At 73.1% G+C, this 17,040-nt stretch carries 13 protein-coding genes; 6 read left to right on the top strand and 7 right to left on the bottom strand.

The genetic code is table 11. The features are described from left to right. Positions 1-297: transporter substrate-binding domain-containing protein (locus AX737_RS36235; RefSeq protein WP_245293490.1), on the bottom strand; the 297-nt coding region annotated here is incomplete at its 3' end. Positions 298-408: 111 nt separating this feature from the next. Here AX737_RS36235 and AX737_RS22650 point away from each other — a divergent pair. Continuing rightward, positions 409-2,277: a glycosyltransferase family 2 protein gene (locus AX737_RS22650; RefSeq protein ID WP_308445275.1), complete on the top strand. Its 1,869-nt coding sequence runs from the start codon at positions 409-411 to the stop codon at positions 2,275-2,277. A gap of 7 nt (positions 2,278-2,284) precedes the next feature. Here AX737_RS22650 and AX737_RS22645 read toward each other — a convergent pair whose 3' ends face one another. The 3 genes from AX737_RS22645 to AX737_RS22635 all read right to left on the bottom strand — a co-directional run bounded on the left by AX737_RS22645 (position 2,285) and on the right by AX737_RS22635 (position 5,724). Further along, positions 2,285-3,148, bottom strand: a complete 864-nt coding sequence (locus AX737_RS22645) for an SDR family oxidoreductase (protein WP_066925120.1) — start codon at positions 3,146-3,148, stop codon at positions 2,285-2,287. A 6-nt stretch (positions 3,149-3,154) separates the two neighbouring features. Then, positions 3,155-4,324 (bottom strand): tRNA epoxyqueuosine(34) reductase QueG, encoded by a 1,170-nt coding sequence (gene queG / locus AX737_RS22640; RefSeq protein ID WP_082773241.1) that lies wholly within the window; start codon positions 4,322-4,324, stop codon positions 3,155-3,157. Positions 4,325-4,389: 65 nt separating this feature from the next. Continuing rightward, complete coding sequence (locus AX737_RS22635; protein ID WP_066925123.1) at positions 4,390-5,724, bottom strand: Nramp family divalent metal transporter; 1,335 nt, start codon at positions 5,722-5,724, stop codon at positions 4,390-4,392. Between the two features lie 211 nt (positions 5,725-5,935). Between AX737_RS22635 and mntR the strand changes: the two genes are divergently transcribed. The 3 genes from mntR to AX737_RS22620 all read left to right on the top strand — a co-directional run bounded on the left by mntR (position 5,936) and on the right by AX737_RS22620 (position 7,047). Beyond that, entirely contained in the window at positions 5,936-6,391 is a 456-nt protein-coding gene (gene mntR, locus AX737_RS22630) for a manganese-binding transcriptional regulator MntR (RefSeq protein WP_066925118.1), read from the top strand. 69 nt (positions 6,392-6,460) lie between these two features. Next, positions 6,461-6,742 carry a type II toxin-antitoxin system ParD family antitoxin gene (locus AX737_RS22625; RefSeq protein WP_066925116.1) on the top strand — a complete coding sequence of 94 codons (282 nt, stop codon included), beginning with the start codon at positions 6,461-6,463 and terminating at the stop codon, positions 6,740-6,742. Then, a complete protein-coding gene (locus AX737_RS22620; RefSeq protein WP_066925114.1) occupies positions 6,739-7,047 on the top strand; it encodes a type II toxin-antitoxin system RelE/ParE family toxin in 309 nt (102 codons plus the stop codon). Before AX737_RS22625 ends, AX737_RS22620 begins: the two co-directional genes overlap by 4 nt. A 10-nt stretch (positions 7,048-7,057) precedes the next feature. Here AX737_RS22620 and AX737_RS22615 read toward each other — a convergent pair whose 3' ends face one another. From AX737_RS22615 to AX737_RS22605, 3 genes are read right to left on the bottom strand one after another with little or no spacing between them, the layout of a single operon-like run. After that, complete coding sequence (locus tag AX737_RS22615) at positions 7,058-7,960, bottom strand: transglutaminase family protein (protein WP_066925112.1); 903 nt, start codon at positions 7,958-7,960, stop codon at positions 7,058-7,060. Then, the gene (locus tag AX737_RS22610; protein WP_066925109.1) at positions 7,957-10,482 is read right to left on the bottom strand and encodes a circularly permuted type 2 ATP-grasp protein; all 2,526 of its coding nucleotides are present in this window, start codon (positions 10,480-10,482) and stop codon (positions 7,957-7,959) included. The genes AX737_RS22615 and AX737_RS22610 overlap by 4 nt, the downstream gene beginning before the upstream one ends. Next, positions 10,479-13,751, bottom strand: a complete 3,273-nt coding sequence (locus AX737_RS22605; protein ID WP_082773240.1) for a transglutaminase family protein — start codon at positions 13,749-13,751, stop codon at positions 10,479-10,481. Before AX737_RS22605 ends, AX737_RS22610 begins: the two co-directional genes overlap by 4 nt. A gap of 264 nt (positions 13,752-14,015) precedes the next feature. On the opposite strand from AX737_RS22605, the gene AX737_RS22600 reads away from it, so the two are divergent. Together AX737_RS22600 and AX737_RS22595 are read left to right on the top strand one after the other, a co-directional pair. Next, on the top strand, positions 14,016-15,203 hold the full coding sequence (locus tag AX737_RS22600) for a putative zinc-binding peptidase (protein ID WP_066925103.1): 1,188 nt from the start codon (positions 14,016-14,018) through the stop codon (positions 15,201-15,203). A gap of 327 nt (positions 15,204-15,530) precedes the next feature. Then, positions 15,531-16,919: an FAD/NAD(P)-binding protein gene (locus AX737_RS22595; RefSeq protein ID WP_066925100.1), complete on the top strand. Its 1,389-nt coding sequence runs from the start codon at positions 15,531-15,533 to the stop codon at positions 16,917-16,919. The last annotated feature ends 121 nt before the right edge of the window (positions 16,920-17,040 follow it).

Genomic DNA, 17,040 nt, shown 5'->3' with positions numbered 1-17,040 from the left:
GGCCTGCACCGTGCAGGGGATCGCGAGGCGCTCGCACACGGCGCGGGCCAACTCGACGGCGAAGCCGGTCGGCGCCCCGTCCGGGCCGGCGAAGTGCAGCGGCGGGAACTCGTCGTCGGTGAGGAAGCGGACCGCGCGGCCGGTCTGGGGCGCCTCGATCCGCTCGCCGCGCGCCCGCGGGTTCCAGAAGTTCGGGATCCTCACGCTCTCGGACGGAGCAGGCTCAGCACGGATCTGCTGCGCGGCGGGCGCGAAGAACAGAATTGCCGCAAGGATCAACCGGAATCTTGAGATCATGCCGAACGCGTCTTGACGGGATAACAGTCCTAGTGTCCGCTGGCCCCGGTCAGGCGGCTCGGCTCGCCCGCCTGTCTAGCACGTTCCGCGGGCCGCGGGAGCGGGGGATCCGTGTCGTTCCTGCCTCGCCCACCCATGCCCGCCTCCGACGCGCGGGCGCTGCCACCCGAGATCGCCTTCCTGCTCCGGGCGGGCGTGCCGGCCGCGCGCCTCGCCCGGACCGCCGACCTCGCCCGGGCGAGCGGCACCGACGCCGCGACCGCGATGCTCAACGCCGGCTTGATCCACGAGGACGACTACTACCGGGCGCTCGCCCGTGCGCTCGGCGCGCCCTTCCTCGACGGCGCGATCCCGTTCGGGCCGGGCCTGCGCTTCCCCGACAGCCTCGTCGCCGGGCTCGCGCCGCTCGCCACGGGGGCGGTGGCGCCCTGCGTGCTCGCGCCCCGCGGGCCGCAGGTGGCCGAACTCCTCGAGACCGGGTACCGGCGCGGCATGCCGGCGATCACCACGCCGACGCGGCTGCGCGAGGCGGTGTTCGCGGCGCGCGGGCCCGAGGTCGCGGCCTACGCGGCGGACAACCTCCAGGCCCGCGCGCCCCACTGGGCCTTCGGGCGGGAGCCCGCCAACCGCTGGCTGCTGTTCCTCTTCCTGCTCGCCTGCACCGGATTCTGCCTCTTCGCGGCGCTGCCGCCGATGCTGGCGCTGGCCGTGACGGTCGCGGTGCAGCTCGTGTTCCTGGCGATGACCGGCCTGCGCATCGGCGCGGCCTTCCTGGGGGCCGGGGTGATCGCGGCACGCGTGCGGCCGCTCGCGGACGCGGAACTGCCCACCTACACGGTGATGATCGCGATGTACCGCGAGGGGGCGGTGGTGGACCGGCTCGTCCGGGCGCTCGCCCGGCTCGACTATCCGCTCGCGAAGCTCGACGTGAAGTTCCTGATCGAGGCCGACGACGCGGAGACCGCGCGGGCGCTCGCCCGCTATCCGTTCCCGGCCCGGTTCGAGACGGTGGTGATGCCGCCGGGCCTGCCCCGGACCAAGCCGCGGGCGCTCAACGCCGCCCTGCCGCTCGCCCGCGGCAGCCTGCTCGTGGTCTACGACGCCGAGGACGTGCCGGCGGAGAACCAGCTCCGGCTCGCCGCGGCCTTGTTCGCGCGCTCGCCCGCGACGACCGCCGCGCTCCAGGGACGGCTGCTCATCGACAACCCGGGCGATTCCTGGTTCGCCCGCTTCTTCACGCTCGAATATCTCGGCCTGTTCGGGGTGCTGAACCCGGCGCTCGCCCGCTGGCGCCTGCCGATGCCGCTCGGCGGCACCTCGACCCATTTCCGCACCCGCACCCTGCGCGACCTGCACGGCTGGGACGCCTGGAACGTCACCGAGGACGCCGACCTCGGCGTCCGCCTCGCGCTCGCGGGCTACGATGTGGGCGACCTGCCGAGCGGCACGATCGAGGAGGCACCGGTCCGCGGGCGGGCTTGGCTCCACCAGCGCGTGCGCTGGATCAAGGGCTTCCTGCAGACCAGCCTGACGCACGGACGGGCGCCCCTGGAGACGATCCGGCGCCTCGGCCCGGTACGGGGGCTCGCGGCTTTGGCGCTGGTGCCCGGTGCCGTGCTCTCGGCGCTGGTCTACCCGCTCTACCTCGTGCTGACCGTCTACGACCTGTTCCTGCGCACGCAGCCGGAGGCGCCGACCCTGCTGTCCCGCCTGCCGCAGGGCCTGTCCGTGCTGCTCTTCGTCGCCGGCTTCCTCGCCCTGATGCTGCCGGCGGCGCTCGGCTGCATCCGGAGGGGCTGGCTCGACCTGACCGTCTGGGTGCCCCTGATGCCGGCCTATTTCTGCTGCGTCAGCCTCGCGGCGTGGCTTGCCGTGCTCGAGCTGGTGCGGGCGCCGAACCGCTGGAACAAGACCGAGCACGGGCTTGCCCGGACTTCGCGAAGCGGGTTGCTGCGGCCGGGGCGGAAGCCTTCCGGATGAGCGGCGCCTACCCGGCGTCCTTCAGGGCGGCCAGGCCCTCCCGGTAGGTCGGGAAGGCCAGCGCCACGCCGAGTTCCTCCCGGATCAGCCGGTTCCGCACGCGCTTGTTCTCGCCGTAGAAGCTGCGGGCCATCGGGCTGAGGTCGGCGGTCTCGAAATCGACCTCCGGCGGCAGCGGCAGGCCGGCGATCCCGGCGGCGTACGCGGTCACCACCTGCGGGGGGGCCGGCTCGTCGTCGGTGACGTTGTAGACGGCTCCCGCCCGGGGGTGCTCGATCGAGGCGATGAGCGTCGCCGCGATGTCGTCGATGTGGATCCGGTTGAAGACCTGCCCCCGCTTCACGATGCGCTGCGAGCGGCCCTCGCGCAGCTTCACGATGGGATTCCTGCCCGGCCCGTAGATGCCCGACAGCCGGAAGACCTGCACGGCCTTGCCCGTCTCGCGCCCGAGATCGAACCAGGCGTTCTCGACCGCGAGCCGCATCTTCGAACGGGCGCTCAACGGCGCCGGCAGGGTGGTCTCGTCGATCCAGGCGCCGCCGTGGTCGCCGTAGATGCCGATGGTCGAGAGATAGCCGATCCAGCGGACGCGGCTCGCCGCGATCACGTCCCGGTAGGCGCGCAGCGTCGGGTCGCCCTCGGGCTGCGGCGGCACCGAGACGAGGAGCACGTCGGTGTCGGCGAGGTCGTCGGCGATGCGCGGATCATCCCCCTCCGGCCCGAAGGCGCGCACCGAGAAGCCGGTCTCGTCCGAGAGCGCGCGGGCCTTGTCCGGATCGGTCACGCTCGCCCGGATCTGCCCGAAGCGCCCGCGCGCGACCTCCGCGAAGCGCCGGGCCGAGAAGCCGAGGCCGAAGACGAACAGGTTCATGGGTCCTCAGGTCTCCGGATCGCGCGCCAGCGCCGCCCGCCACTCCGCCCGCACGTGCGGGTCGGTCTCGGCCGCGCCGTGCCGGGCGTGCAGCGCATCGAGCGCCGCGCCGTCGAGGTAGCGCGCGAGGGCCCAGACGGCCATGCCCCGCACGAGCGGCGCGGGGTCGGAGAGATGGTCGAGCGCCGCCGCACCGAGGGCGGGATCGCCCGCGTTGCCGATCGCGATCAGCACGTTGCGCAGGAAGCGGTCGCGGCCGGTGCGCTTGACCGGCGTGCCGGCAAACCGCGCCCGGAATCCGGCGTCGTCGAGCGCGGCGAGTTCCGCCAGCGGCGGCGCGGCGAGGTCGTTGCGGGCGCTCATCCGGGTCTCGGCGGCGGTGCGCGCGAACTTGTTCCAGGGGCAGACCGCGAGGCAGTCGTCGCAGCCGAAGATCCGGTTGCCCATCGGGCGGCGGAATTCCTCGGGGATCGGGCCCGCATGCTCGATGGTCAGGTAGGAGAGGCAGCGCCGGGCATCGAGCCGGTAGGGCTCGGGGAAGGCCGCCGTCGGGCAGACGTCGAGGCAGGCCCGGCAGGTGCCGCAGCGGCCCGCGCCGGCCGTGTCCGGCTCCATCGCGGCGGCGCTGTAGATCGCGCCGAGCAGGAGCCAGTTGCCGTGCTCGCGCGAGAGCAGCACCGTGTGCTTGCCCTGCCAGCCGAGCCCGGCGGCCTCGGCGAGCGGCTTCTCCATCACGGGGGCGGTGTCGACGAAGACCTTCACGGGGCATCCCGACTTCGCCGAGAGGTAGCCGCCGAGTTCCTTCAGCTTGCCCTTGAGCACCTCGTGGTAGTCGCGCCGCTGGGCATAGGCCGCGATCGCGCCGCGATCCCGCCGGGCGAGGAGGGCGAGCGGGTCGGTCTCGGGCCGGTAGCTCATGGCGAGCACCCAGACGCTGCGCACCGCCGGCCAGAGCGTCGCCGGATCCGCGCGCTGGTCGGCGCGCTCCGCCATCCAGCCCATCTCGCCCTGCGCGCCCTCGGCGAGCCACGCGGCGAGGCGCTCCGGCAGCAGCGGCACCGCGTCGGGGGTGGTCAGGCCCAGCGCGCAGAAGCCGAGGGCGCGGGCGCGCGCCTCGACCAGTCGGCGCAGATCGGGGCCGGCATAGGTTCGCTTGGTGTTCGCCTGCACGCTCATCCGGGATCGCCGCGCCCGCCGGGGCAACCCGGCGACGGCGCCCGTCTATCCCATCGCGGGGCCGGTCACACGCCCGTCAGCGTGTCGGCCAGGAGCTTGAGGTTCAGCATCACGATGATGCCGGCGATGGCCCAGGACAGCCATTTCAGCCAGCCGGGCACCACCAGCGCGCCCATCTTGCTCCGGTCCGCGACGAAGCTGACGAGCGGGATCACCGCGAAGGGCAGCTGCATCGAGAGCACCACCTGGCTCAGCACGAGGAGCTTGGCGGTGCCCGCATCGCCGTAGATGATCGCCACCGCGACCACCGGCACGATGGCGATGCCGCGGGTGATCAGGCGTCGCGCCCAGCTCGGCAGGCGCAGGCGCAGGAAGCCCTCCATCACGATCTGCCCGGCGAGCGTCGCGGTCACGGTCGAGTTGAGGCCCGAGGCCAGCAGCGCCACCCCGAACAGCGTCGAGGCGAGGCCGACCCCGAGCAGCGGCGAGAGCAGCTCGTAGGCCTGCTCGATCTCCTCCACGTCGGTGCGCCCGGAGGCGTGGAACACGGAGGCCGCCAGGATCAGGATCGCGGCGTTGACGAAGAGGGCGAGCGTGAGGGCGATGGTGGAATCCGCCACCGCGAAGCGCAGGGCCTCGCGCTTGCCCGCGAGGTCGCGCGGGTAGGCGCGGGTCTGCACGATGGAGGAGTGCAGGTAGAGGTTGTGGGGCATCACGGTGGCGCCGATGATGCCGATGGCGATGTAGAGGGCGGCCGGGTTCGTGACGATCTCGGCGGAGGGCACGAAGCCGCCGAGCACCGCCGCGACCGGGGGGGCGGCCAGCGCGATCTGCACCGCGAAGCAGACGAAGATGACGGTGAGCAGCCCGATCACGAAGGCCTCGAGCGCCCGGAAGCCCCGGCGCAGCAGCAGCAGCACCACCAGCACGTCGAGGGCGGTGATCACGGCGCCGAGCCAGAGCGGCAGGCCGAAGAGCAGCTTCAGGGCGATCGCCGTGCCGATCACCTCGGCGAGGTCGCAGGCGATGATCGCCGCCTCGCAGGCGAGCCAGAGCGCGAAGCCGACGGGTCGCGGATAGGCGTCGCGGCAGGCCTGGGCGAGGTCGCGCCCCGTGGCGATGCCGAGCCGGGCGCTGAGCGCCTGCAGCACGATCGCCATCAGGTTCGAGATCAGGATGACGGCGAGCAGCGTGTAGCCGAACTGGGCGCCGCCCGCGATGTCGGTCGCCCAGTTGCCCGGGTCCATGTAGCCGACCGCGATCATGTAGCCCGGCCCGAGGAAGCCGAGCAGGCGCCGCGGCCAGGAGCCGCTCGCCCGCACCGCCACGCTGGCGTTGAGCGCGCCGAGGCTCGGCTCGTCCGCCGCCTCGGCGGAGCGCCAGCTCGGGTCCGGGGCAATGGGATGCGGGCTGACGTTCACGAAGATCCTCGGGGGCCGGGCCGGCCCATGCGCCGCAATATAGCCCCTGCTATAACCGTTGTGAACAGCTAAGTCGCCGGACCGCACAGGCCGGGCCAGGGCTGGCCGGGGGCTCCCGGCGGCGCGCCTCCTGGGCTATGAGGGCCGCCAGCCCTCCGCTACTCCTCTCCCGGACGAGGTGTCCCGACCGATGCAGGCCAGCCGCACGACCGCCCCCGCGGGCGACCCGCTCGTCGATCCGGAGATCCATGTCGCGAGCTTCCGGCAGGCCCGGGAGGCCCGGCGCTCGGAACTCGCCGAGGACTATGTCGAGCTGATCGCCGACCTGATCGGCGACGGCGGCGAGGCGCGGCAGGTCGACATCGCGGCCCGTCTCGGCGTGGCGCAGCCGACGGTCGCCAAGATGCTCAAGCGCCTCTCCGAGGACGGGCTGGTGCAGCAGCGGCCCTATCGCGGCGTGTTCCTCACCGAAGCCGGACGGATCCTGGCCGACCAAGCGCGCGAGCGGCACCAAGTGGTCGAGCGCTTCCTCTGCGCGCTCGGCGTCAGCCCCGAGACGGCCCGGCGCGACGCGGAGGGGATCGAGCACCACGTCAGCGGCGAGACGCTGGAGGCGTTTCGGCGCTTCGCGGATGGCGGGGGGTAGGGGTCCGCGCACTGTACGGCGGTATGGATTGTTCATACCATGCGGATGCCGAGATGTGCGGAGGCGTCCATGTCCACAGTCGAGAAGCGAACCGTCAGTCTGCCGGCGGAGCACGCAGCCTTTATCGACGCAAAGGTTGCCTCAGGCGCATATGCGTCCACCAGCGAGGTCGTCCGTGCCGGCCTGCGGGCTCTCCGGGAGCGGGACGATGCCGTCGAGCGCTGGCTGCGCGAGGAGGTCGCGCCGACCTTCGACGCGATGGTGGCGGATCCTGCCCGTGGCCTCTCCGCCGAGAGCGTGTTCTCCGAGATCCGTGCTCATCATGCAGAGCGCCTGAAAGGCCACGCGTGATCCACCGGATCGTCGTCCTCGCACCTGAAGCGCGGGATGACTTACTCCATCTCTACGCCTGGATCGCCGAGGCGGCATCGCCCACGGTCGCCCTCTCCTTTATCGAACGCGTCGAGACGTACTTGAGGGGGTTCGACGTCGCGTCGGAGCGTGGAACGCGACGCGACGATATTCGGCCCGGCCTCCGGACGGTCGGCTTCGCTCGACGGCTGACGATCGCCTTCACGGTCGATGCATCTCAAGTGACGATCCTGCGCGTCTTCTACGCCGGCTGTGACTGGCGAGCGGCGCTCGACGACGCGTAGGCGGCACGCCCTACACCGCCAGCGCCAGTTCCGGCGCGGCCTCACCCTCCGGGATCACGTCCACCTCGACGCGCAGGCGCTGCCGGCCGGAGGCGGTGACGATGCCGTCGATGGGCGACACGTCGCCGTAGTCGCGCCCGCGCGCCACCACGATGTGGTCGTTGCCGACCGCGCAGTCGTTCGTCGGGTCGAGGCCGAGCCACCGCTCCCCGCACCAGACCGCGACCCAGGCGTGGCTGGCATCCGCCCCCTGGAGGCGCGGGCGGCCCGGAGGCGGGGTGGTGCGCAGGTACCCGCTGACATAGGCCGCGGGCAGGCCCATGCCGCGCAACCCCGCGATCATCACGTGGGCGAAGTCCTGGCAGACGCCAGCGCGCAGCCGGAACGCGTCGGCGAGTGGCGTATCGACGGCGGTGGCCGCGGAATCGAAGCGGAAATCGGCGCGGATCCGGCGCATCAGGTCGTGGGCCGCCCCGTAGGCGCTACGGCCGGCCCCGAAGCTCGCGCGGGCGTAGTCCGTCACCGCGGGCACCAGCGGCACGCGGGCACTCGGGAAGAGGAAGTGCACCGGCGCCTGGCCCGAGAGGTCGCGGCTCGCCACCACGGCGTCGCGCACCGCGTCCCAAGCGGGACCGGATTCCGGCTCGGGCGGGGCGGGCCGGTCGACCGCGACCCGGGAATTGGCCTCGACCACGAACTCGGCGTGCGGCGTGTCGAGACAGATGCCGAGCGCCTCGATGCCGAAATAGTCCCGCCGGGTCACCGCGCTGGCCGGGCTCGGCTCGATCGTCACCGCGCTCGCCAGTACGGTCTGGCCGTCGCCGTCCCGCGGCTTCAGCCGCAGGGAGCAGCGGGCGAAGCGCACGGGCCGGGCGTAGCGGTAGGTGGTGCGGTGGCGCAGCGTGTAGATCACCCGAGCCCCCCGAGCTTCTCCGGACGCGCCGCCTGGGGGCCGGCCGGGAAGTAGCGGCCGGCGATGGCGTCGGCGAGCCGCTCCAGTTCGCCCTCGACCCGTGCCATGCCGACCGCGTCGAAATCGGCGGCCTCGCCGCTGCGGAACTCCGCCACGATGCGCGCGGCCAGCCGGCAATGGGGCTCGGGCACGCCGTCGGCGGCGAGCGCGGGCAGGTCGGCGAGGTGGCGGGCGATCGCCTCCGCCTGGAAGGCGACGGAGCGCGGGTTGTAGGGGTCGAGCAGCACCATGTCGCGCACGGGGTCGAGCGCCACGCCCTGCAGGTAGCGGGAGCCGTAGCTCAGCTGCGAGTCGCAGAGCGCCAGCATCACGCCGAGGCTCTCGGGCGTGGCCTCGTCGTCGGCGAGCGCGAGGGCGAAGTCGCAGGTGTTGATCGCCCGCTCGATGCGCCGGCCGAGATCGATGAAGTGCCAGCCCGCCGCCCGGCTCATGTTCTCATGGGCGAGCCCCGAGAGGGCCGCGAGGTGGCTCAGCGCCCGCTCGGCCCGGCCGATGAGCTGCGACTCGGTAAACGCCCGGCCCGGATCGAGGGCCAGCAGGTCCACGAGGTCCGCCAACACGCGCCAGGCCTCGCCCGAGAGGCGGTTGCGCAGCTTGGCGGCGTTCCGGCGGGCCGACTCGATATGGGCACGGGCCGAGCCCGGCGCCGTGCGCCCGCTGAGCGCCTCCTGGGCCAGCGCGGCGGTCGGCAGGTCGGCGGCGCTGCCCGCGCCCCACTCGGCGATCAGGCGACGGATGCGGGCGGCGGTCGGCGCGTAGGCGCCGCCGGCGATGTCGGTGACGACGGCGTCGCCCACGCTCCGGAGATGGGCGAGCACGAGGCGGATCACGCCCTCGGCCCGCTCGGTGTAGCGGCCGAACCAGAACAGCCCGTCGGCGGCCCGCGAGGGCAGGTGGCCGGCAAGCCGCCGCACCCGGGGCGGGCGCCCCTGAACCAGGGTCGCGGTCTCGACGGGGGTCTCGGAGAGGACCCAGACGTCGGCCGCCCGGATGCCGAGGCGCATCTCGGTCGGGTCGGCGTCCTCGCGCTCGGCGACGCGGCAGAAGCCGCCCGGCATCACCTGCCAGCCCTGGGACGTGCGCGCGGCGAAGACCCGGAGCACGAAGGGACGCGGCACGAGGCGCAGGCCCGCGTCGGTCCGCTCCCAGCCCGGCATGGTCGAGAGGGGCCCGAGCGCCTGCCCCACATAGTCGAAGGGCCGCTCGCCGAGCGTCGCGACGGCGCGGGCCCGGTCGGCGGCCAGCGCCTGCGCCCCGAGCAGCGCGTCGCGTCCGGCCCCGCGCTGGGGCGTCGCCGCCGGGCGCAGCGTCAGGGCATCGAGGTTGTCGCGGACATGCGCGAGCCCGTCCGGGCAGCCGCACCACCAGGTCGGCGGGCCGGCGAGCCGCAGGGGCTCGCCGAGCATGCGCCGGGCGATGCCGTCGAGATAGGGTTCGAGCGCGCCCGACTCGACGAGGCCCGAGCCCGGCATGTTGGCCATCACGAGGCTGCCGTTGCGCAGCGCTTCGAGCACGCCCGGCACGCCGAGCCGCGAGGCCGGGTTCAGTTCCAGGGGATCGAGATAGTCGGCGTCGATCCGGCGCCAGAGCGCGTCGCAGCGCTTCAGCCCCGAGACGGTGCGGACGTGCAGGCGCCCGTCCTGCATCACGAGGTCGTCGCCCTCGACCAGCATCAGGCCGAGATAGCGGGCGAGCGCGGCCTGCTCGACATAGGTGCTGCTGTAGGGGCCCGAGGTCAGCAGGCAGATGCGCGGGTCGGCCCGCTCGGCACCCGCCGCGAGGCCGTCGCGAAACGCCTGGAAGAAGGCCGGGAAGCGCTCGACGTGGCAGGCCTCGAAGATGTCCGGGAAGGCGCGGGCCAGCACCATCCGGTTCTCCAGCGCCCAGCCGAGGCCGGAGGGGGCCTGGGTCCGGTCTGCCAGCACCCGCCAGCGCCCGTCCGGGCCCCGGCCGATATCGGCGGCGTAGAGCTTGAGGTAGCGCCCGCCCGGCGGCGCGACCCCGTGGAGCGGGCGCAGGAACTCGGGCGAGCCCGCCACCACGGCGGCCGGCAGGTGGCCGCCCGCCACGAGGTCGCCGGGGCCGTAGGCGTCGGCGAGGATCGCCTCCATCAGCTCGGCCCGCTGGACCAGCCCGGCGGAGAGCGCGCGCCACTCGGCGGCCCCGATCACCAGCGGCAGGGAGCCGAGCGGCCAGGCGTGCTCGCGCTGGTCCCCATAGACCCGGAAGGAGATGCCGGCATCGCGGATGTGCCGCTCCGCCGAGACGAAGCGGGCCATCATCTCGGGCTCGCCGAGGCGCCCGAGCTGGTCGAGCAGGTGCGACCACGACGCGTCGCGCGGTGTGCCGTCGGGGGCGAGGTACTCGTCGGGCCGGCCCGGCAGCGGCGCGTAGCCGTCCGTCCAGCGGGCGAGCGGCGCCGGGCCGCCCGCCTTCTCCCTCACCTCCGCGAGCGCGGTCATTGCGGCCCGGGCGTCCTGAGGTCGAGGGTGAGCGGGAACTCGGGATTGACCTCCTCGCGCGGCATCGCGACCCGGCCCGGGGTGTGCCCGTGCGGCTGGAAGCGCGAGAGGCGGCGCCCCTCCGCCTCGTAGGCGTTGACCGGGTGCGTGTCGTAGCTGCGCCCGCCCGGATGGGAGACGTGGTAGCGGCAGCCGCCGAGCGCCCGCCCGCTCCAGGCGTCGAGGATGTCGAAGGTGAGCGGCGAATGCGCCGGGATCGTCGGGTGGAGCGAGGAGGCCGGCTGCCACGCCTTGAAGCGCAGGCCCGCCACCGCTTCCCCGGCGGTGCCGGTCGCGGTCATCGGCAGGCGCCGGCCGTTGCAGGCGATGACGTGGCGCCCCGGCACGAAGCCGGTCACCTTCACCTGCAGGCGCTCGACGGAGCTGTCGACGAAGCGCACGGTCCCTCCGCTCGATCCTTCCTCGCCGAGCACGTGCCACGGCTCCAGCGCCTGACGCAGCTCGAGATGCACGCCCGCGTGCTCCACCTGACCGAAGACGGGGAAGCGGAACAGGCTCTGCGCCTCGAAGGCGGCCGGGTCGAAAGCGTAGCCGGCCCGGGCGAGGTCATCCAGCACGGAGCGGAAGTCGGCCGCCAGAAAATGGGGCAACATGAAGCGATCGTGCAGCCCCGTGCCCCAGCGGACACAACCACCGGTCTGGGGCTCGCGCCAGAACCACGCGATCAGCGCGCGCAGCAGCAATTGCTGGGCGAGGCTCATCCGGGCGTCCGGCGGCATCTCGAAGGCGCGGAACTCCACGAGGCCGAGGCGCCCCGTGGGCCCGTCCGGCGAGTAGAGCTTGTCGATGCAGATCTCGGCCCGGTGGGTGTTGCCGGTGACGTCCACCAAGATGTTGCGGAAGATCCGGTCGACGAGCCAGCGCGGGATGTTGGGCGCGTCCGGCTCCGGCACTTGGTTCAGCGCCACCTCCAGCTCGTAGAGCCCGTCGTGGCGCGCCTCGTCCATGCGCGGGGCTTGGCTCGTCGGGCCGATATAGAGGCCCGAGAACAGGTAGGAGAGGGACGGGTGCCGCTGCCAGTAGAGCACGAGGCTCTTCAGCAGGTCGGGGCGCCGCAGGAAGGGCGAGTCGTCGGGCGTCGCGCCGCCCACCACAACGTGGTTGCCGCCGCCGGTGCCGGTGTGGCGCCCGTCGGTCATGAACTTCTCGGCGCCGAGCCGGGTTAGGCGCGCCTCCTCGTAGAGGCCGGTGGTGATCGCCACCGCCTCGCGCCAGGAGGCGGCCGGGTGCACGTTCACCTCGATCACGCCGGGATCGGGCGTGACCTTCACGATGCTGACGCGCGGGTCGTAGGGCGGCTCGTAGCCCTCGATGTGGACGGGCTGGCGGCACTGGGCGGCGGCCGCCTCGATGTGGCCGACGAGCTCGAAATACTCGTCGATGCGCTGGAGCGGGGGCATGAACACCCGCACCACCCCGTCGCGGGGCTCGACCGCGAGCGCGGTGCGCACCGCCACGCCCTCGACCCCGCCGCCGTTGCGCGGGGCCGCGCGGCCCGGATGGTCGGCGAGATCGCCGCGGGCCTCCAGCGGGTCCTGGGGCTGGTAGTAGGGGTAGCTCTCGGGCGGCACGTGCGGCAGCGAGCCCAGCGGCAGGCGGAAGCCCGCGGGCGAGTCGCCCGGCACCAGGAAGGCGTGGCCGCGGCGGAAGTCCCAGGCCTCCGAGATCCAGGCCCGCTCGGAAAAGCCCCCCATCGGGAGGCTTGCCAGCGGCAGCACGTAGGCGGTCGGCTCGCCGAAGCCGCGGGTGAAGACCCGCTTGATCCGGGCATCGTACTCGGCCGAGCCGCTCTGGGCACGGATCGGCGTGACGTTGACGGGCAGGCGCTCGCGCTCCTTCTCCCAGTGCTCGGTGTCCTCGAAGGCCGGGATGACGTAGGCGCGCAGGCCGAGCCGCTCGGCCAGCGCCTCGGTGAAGCTGCGGGCCTGCGTGATGGTGGCGCCCGTGCCCGATTCCGGCGCGATCAGGTCGGCGTTCGACCAGACCGGCTTGCCGTCCCGGCGCCAGTACAGACCGAAGGCCCAGCGCGGCAGGCTCTCGCCCGGATACCACTTGCCCTGGCCGTAATGCAGCAGGCCGCCCGCGCCGAAGCGGTCGCGCAGGCGCCGGATCAGCTGGTCGGCGAGGTGGCGCTTGGTCGGCCCGACCGCCCCGGTGTTCCACTCCTCCGCCTCGAAATCGTCGATCGACACGAAGGTCGGCTCGCCGCCCATGGTCAGGCGCACGTCCTGCGCGGCAAGGTCCCGGTCGACCCGCTCGCCGAGCGCGTCCATGTCGGCCCAAACGCCGTCCGAGAAGGGCTTCGTCACGCGCGGCGACTCGGCGACGCGGGTCACGCCCATCTCGAAGCCGAACTCGGTCTCGGCGGGCTCCGCGAGACCGGAGATCGGCGCGGCCGTGCGGTAGTGCGGCGTCGAGGCCAGCGGGATGTGGCCCTCGCCGCAGAGCAGGCCCGAGGTCGCGTCGAGCCCGACCCAGCCGGCCCCCGGCAGGTAGACCTCCGCCCAGGCGTGCAGGTCGGTGAAGTCCGTCTTGGTGCCCTCCGGCCCCTCGACCGCGGTGGTGTCGGGCACGAGCTGGATCAGGTAGCCGGAGGTGAAGCGTGCCGCGAGGCCGAGGCGGCGCAGGATCTGCACCATCAGCCAGGCCGAGTCGCGGCAGGACCCGGACTCCAGGGTCAGGGTCTCTGCGGCGCTCTGCACGCCCGGCTCCATGCGCACGCCGTAGGTGACCGCGTCCGCAACCGCTCGGTTCAGCGCCACGAGGAACAGCACCGTGTTGGTCTCGCCCCCGGTCTTCTCCGGCAGCGAGGCCAGGAAGGCGTCGAGCTCGGGTCCCTGCGCCTCGTCGAGGGCGAGGTAGGGCGCAAGCTCGGATTTCAGGTCCGCCTCGTAGGCGAAGGGCATCTCCTGCGCGTAGTCCTCGACGAAGAAGTCGAACGGGTTGATCACCGCCATCTCGGCGGTGAGATCGACCTCGATCTTCAACTCGTCGGTCTTCTCCGGGAAGACGAGGCGGGCGAGCCAGTTGCCGTTCGGGTCCTGCTGCCAGTTCAGGAAATGATTCTGCGGCGTCACCGTCAGGGCGTAGGCCGGGATCTTCACCCGCGCGTGCGGCGCCGGGCGCAGGCGGATCACCTGCGGCCCGAGGCTGATGGGCCTGTCGTAGCGGTAGTGCGTGACGTGGTGCAGGGCGGCTTTGATCGACACGGGCAGTCTCGTCTGAGCGATTCCGGGCACGAACGCCGCCCGATCCCGCCGCGCGGCGGGGCGACGCCCGATGATACACGGGGGACGCCGCAAGCAAGTTCCGTGCGGCCCCGCCGCGGGTCGAGGGCGGCGGTCGCACGGCCCGGTTAGGAGGCAAGGGAACTTTGTCCGTCAAGACACTTTGACGCGTCGAGGGCGTGGCACAGGATAAGCCTGTCCCCGGCCCGGCCGCCGCAACGGACGCGCCGGCCTCGGAACCCACGTATGAAGATCTTCCAGTGCCAGGCCTGCGACCAGCCGGTGACCTTCGAGGCCACCGCCTGCGAGAGCTGCGAGCGGCGCCTTGGCTACGTCTGCGACCGGCACGAGGTCTCGGCGCTGGAGCCGGTCGGCACCTCGGCCCATCCGGGCTCGGCCGGGATTCCGGTCTACCACGCCTACGCGCATTCGGGCCGCCGCTACCGCTTCTGCGCCAATGCCCGGCACGGCGCCTGCAACTGGCTGGTGCCGGACGAGTCCCCCGACATCTTCTGCACCACCTGCCGGCACAACCACGTGGTGCCGGACCTCACGATTCCCTGGAACCTCACGCGCTGGCGGCAGGTGGAGGCGGCCAAGCACCGGCTGTTCTACTCGCTGCTGCGCCTCGACCTGCCGCTCGCGACCCGGGCCCAGTACACGGACGGCCTCGCCTTCGACTTCCTGGTCGATCCCTCCGAGACCTATTTGGGCGGCCCCCCGGTGATGACGGGGCACCTCAACGGCCTCATCACGATGAACATCGCCGAGGCCGACGACGTCGAGCGCGAACGGCGCCGGACGCTGTTCGGCGAGCACTACCGGACGCTACTGGGCCACTTCCGGCACGAGATCGGGCACTATTTCTGGTACCTGCTCGTCCAGAACAGCCCCCATCTCGACGCGTTCCGGGCGCTGTTCGGCGACGAGAGCCTGAACTACGCCGCCGCCCTGCAGACGCACTACGCCAGCGGCGCGCCCGCGAACTGGGAGGAATCCTACGTCTCGACCTACGCGACGAGCCATCCGTGGGAGGATTTCGCCGAGACCTTCGCGCACTACCTGCACATCGTCGATACGGTGGAGACCGCCTCGACCTTCGAGCTGCACCTGCGCCCGCGCCTCCGGACGGGGCGGAGCGAGCCGGTGGTGATCGACTTCGACCCCTACCGGACGCCGGACCTCGACCGCCTGATCGCGGCGTGGCTGCCGCTGACCTACGCGATCAACTCGCTCTCGCGCAGCATGGGCCAGAGCGACCTCTACCCCTTCGTGCTGACGCCCGCGGTGATCGCCAAGCTCGCCTTCGTGCACGAGCGCATCTACGCGGCGCGCGGCGACGTGCCGACCCCCGATCCGGCCGCCGCGGGCACCGAGATCCTGAAGGCGGTGATCACCGGCCTGCGCCAGAAGGTGGCTGCGCCGGTCGTCTGAGCGCCCTGGGGATCCCCAAGGGCCTCAGGCCCTTGGGCGGGGTCCGGGGCGCGCAGCCCCGGGTTTGGCTTCCTTCAACCGGCTTCGCCGGTTGAAGGAAGCCAATGCGGGCTCTGCCCTGCACCCGCCAAAGGTCTCGACCTTTGGGATCCATGACCGGAGCGGCCGGGCGAAGATTCGTCTCCGGGCCGCGCGGGCGGCGGGCGCGACCTTCGCCGTCCCGCCCGGAGAAGGGAGGTGCCTTCCATGGCGGCCCGGGGTACGGCAGGCTACTCTTCCGCGGGAGCCGCCGGGGCTCCCGCACCGACCCGGGTTCCCGAAAGACCGATGTCAGACCGACCGCTCCCCGCCGAGGCGCATCCGCTCCCGATCGCCGTGATCGGGGCGGGGTTCAGCGGCACCGCGGCGGCGATCCAGCTCCTGGCGCAGTTGCCGCCGGGGCGGCCGGTGCTGCTCTGCGAGCGCGCCGAGCGCTTCGGGCGCGGGCGTGCCTACGCGACGGGCAACCCGGACCACCTCCTCAACGTGCGCGCCGCCAACATGAGCGCCTTCCCCGACCGGCCGTCGCAGTTCGAGGACTGGCTGGCGGGTGCCGACGAGGCCGAGGGCATCCGCCGGACCTCTGCCGGCACCTTCGCGGCCCGCGGCCTCTACGGGCGCTACCTCTCCGAATTGCTCACCGCCGCCGTGACCGGGCCGGGCGCCCCGCGCCTGCAGCTCGTCAACGAGGCGATCACCGACATCGCGCCGGAGGACGGGCGCCTCGTCCTGCGCAGCGAGGGCGGCCGGCGCTTTCCCGCCGCGGGCGCCGTGCTGGCGATGGGCAACCTCGCCGCCCCCGAGGAGCCGGCCAGCCGCCACCGGGCCGATCCCTGGAACCCGGACGGGTTCGGGCGCCTGCACCCGGATCGCGCCGTCCTCGTGGTCGGCACCGGCCTCAGCATGGTCGATGCGGTGATGAACCTCAGGCGTCACGGCTTTGCCGGCCGCATCGTCGCGCTCTCGCGCCGGGGACAAGTCTCCACCGTGCACGCGCCGGCCGGCGCCTGGCCGCTGCCGGACTTCTCGGCGGGGGAGCGCGCCTCGCTCACGCGGCTGCTCGCCCGCATCCGCCGGGAGGTCGCGGCGGCAGCCGCCGTCGGCGTCGGCTGGCACGGGGTGCTGGACGCCCTGCGGCCGATCACCGACACGCTCTGGCTCGGCCTCCCGGAGGCCGAGAAGGCGCGCTTCCTTCGCCACCTGCGCCCGTTCTGGGACGTCCACCGCCACCGCGCCGCGCCGCCCGCGGGCGCGGCCATCGCCGCGGAGATCGCGGCGGGCACGCTGGAGGTCCGCGCAGCCCGGCTCCTCTCGATCGAGGACCGGCCCGACGAGGCGCTGGTCACCTGCCGGCCGCGCGGGGCAGGGGAGACGGAGACCTTCGCGGTCCAGTGCATCCTCGGCGCCCGCGGCATCGGCCGGGTCGCCGAGACCGCCGACCCGCTCCTGCGCCGCCTGATCGGCCGCGGGCTGGTCCGGCCCGGTCCCTTCGGCATCGGGCTCGACGTGCACCCCGACCTCTCGGTCGCGGGCGAAGTGACCGGCGATTTGCCGGCCCCGCTCTGGACGCTCGGGCCGCTCATCCGCGGCGTGTTCTGGGAATGCACGGCCGTGCCCGACATCCGCAACCAGGCGGCGCAGCTCGCGCGGGCGGTGGCGGAGAGGGTGCGGGGATAGCCGGAAGGGGCGGCGGGGAACCGCCCCCGCCCGTCTCAGGCGGCCTCCGGTTGATCGGTTCGGCGGCGTGCGGTGAACCGCGCCGTGCCTCCCTCTCCCATAGGGAGAGGGTTGGGGTGAG

Origin of the sequence: Methylobacterium sp. CCH5-D2, assembly GCF_001556475.1 — a bacterium.
Lineage (GTDB): Bacteria > Pseudomonadota > Alphaproteobacteria > Rhizobiales > Beijerinckiaceae > Methylobacterium > Methylobacterium hispanicum.
The sequence above is the reverse complement of the archived record's forward strand: the minus strand, read 5'-3'. Positions and strand labels throughout refer to the sequence as shown.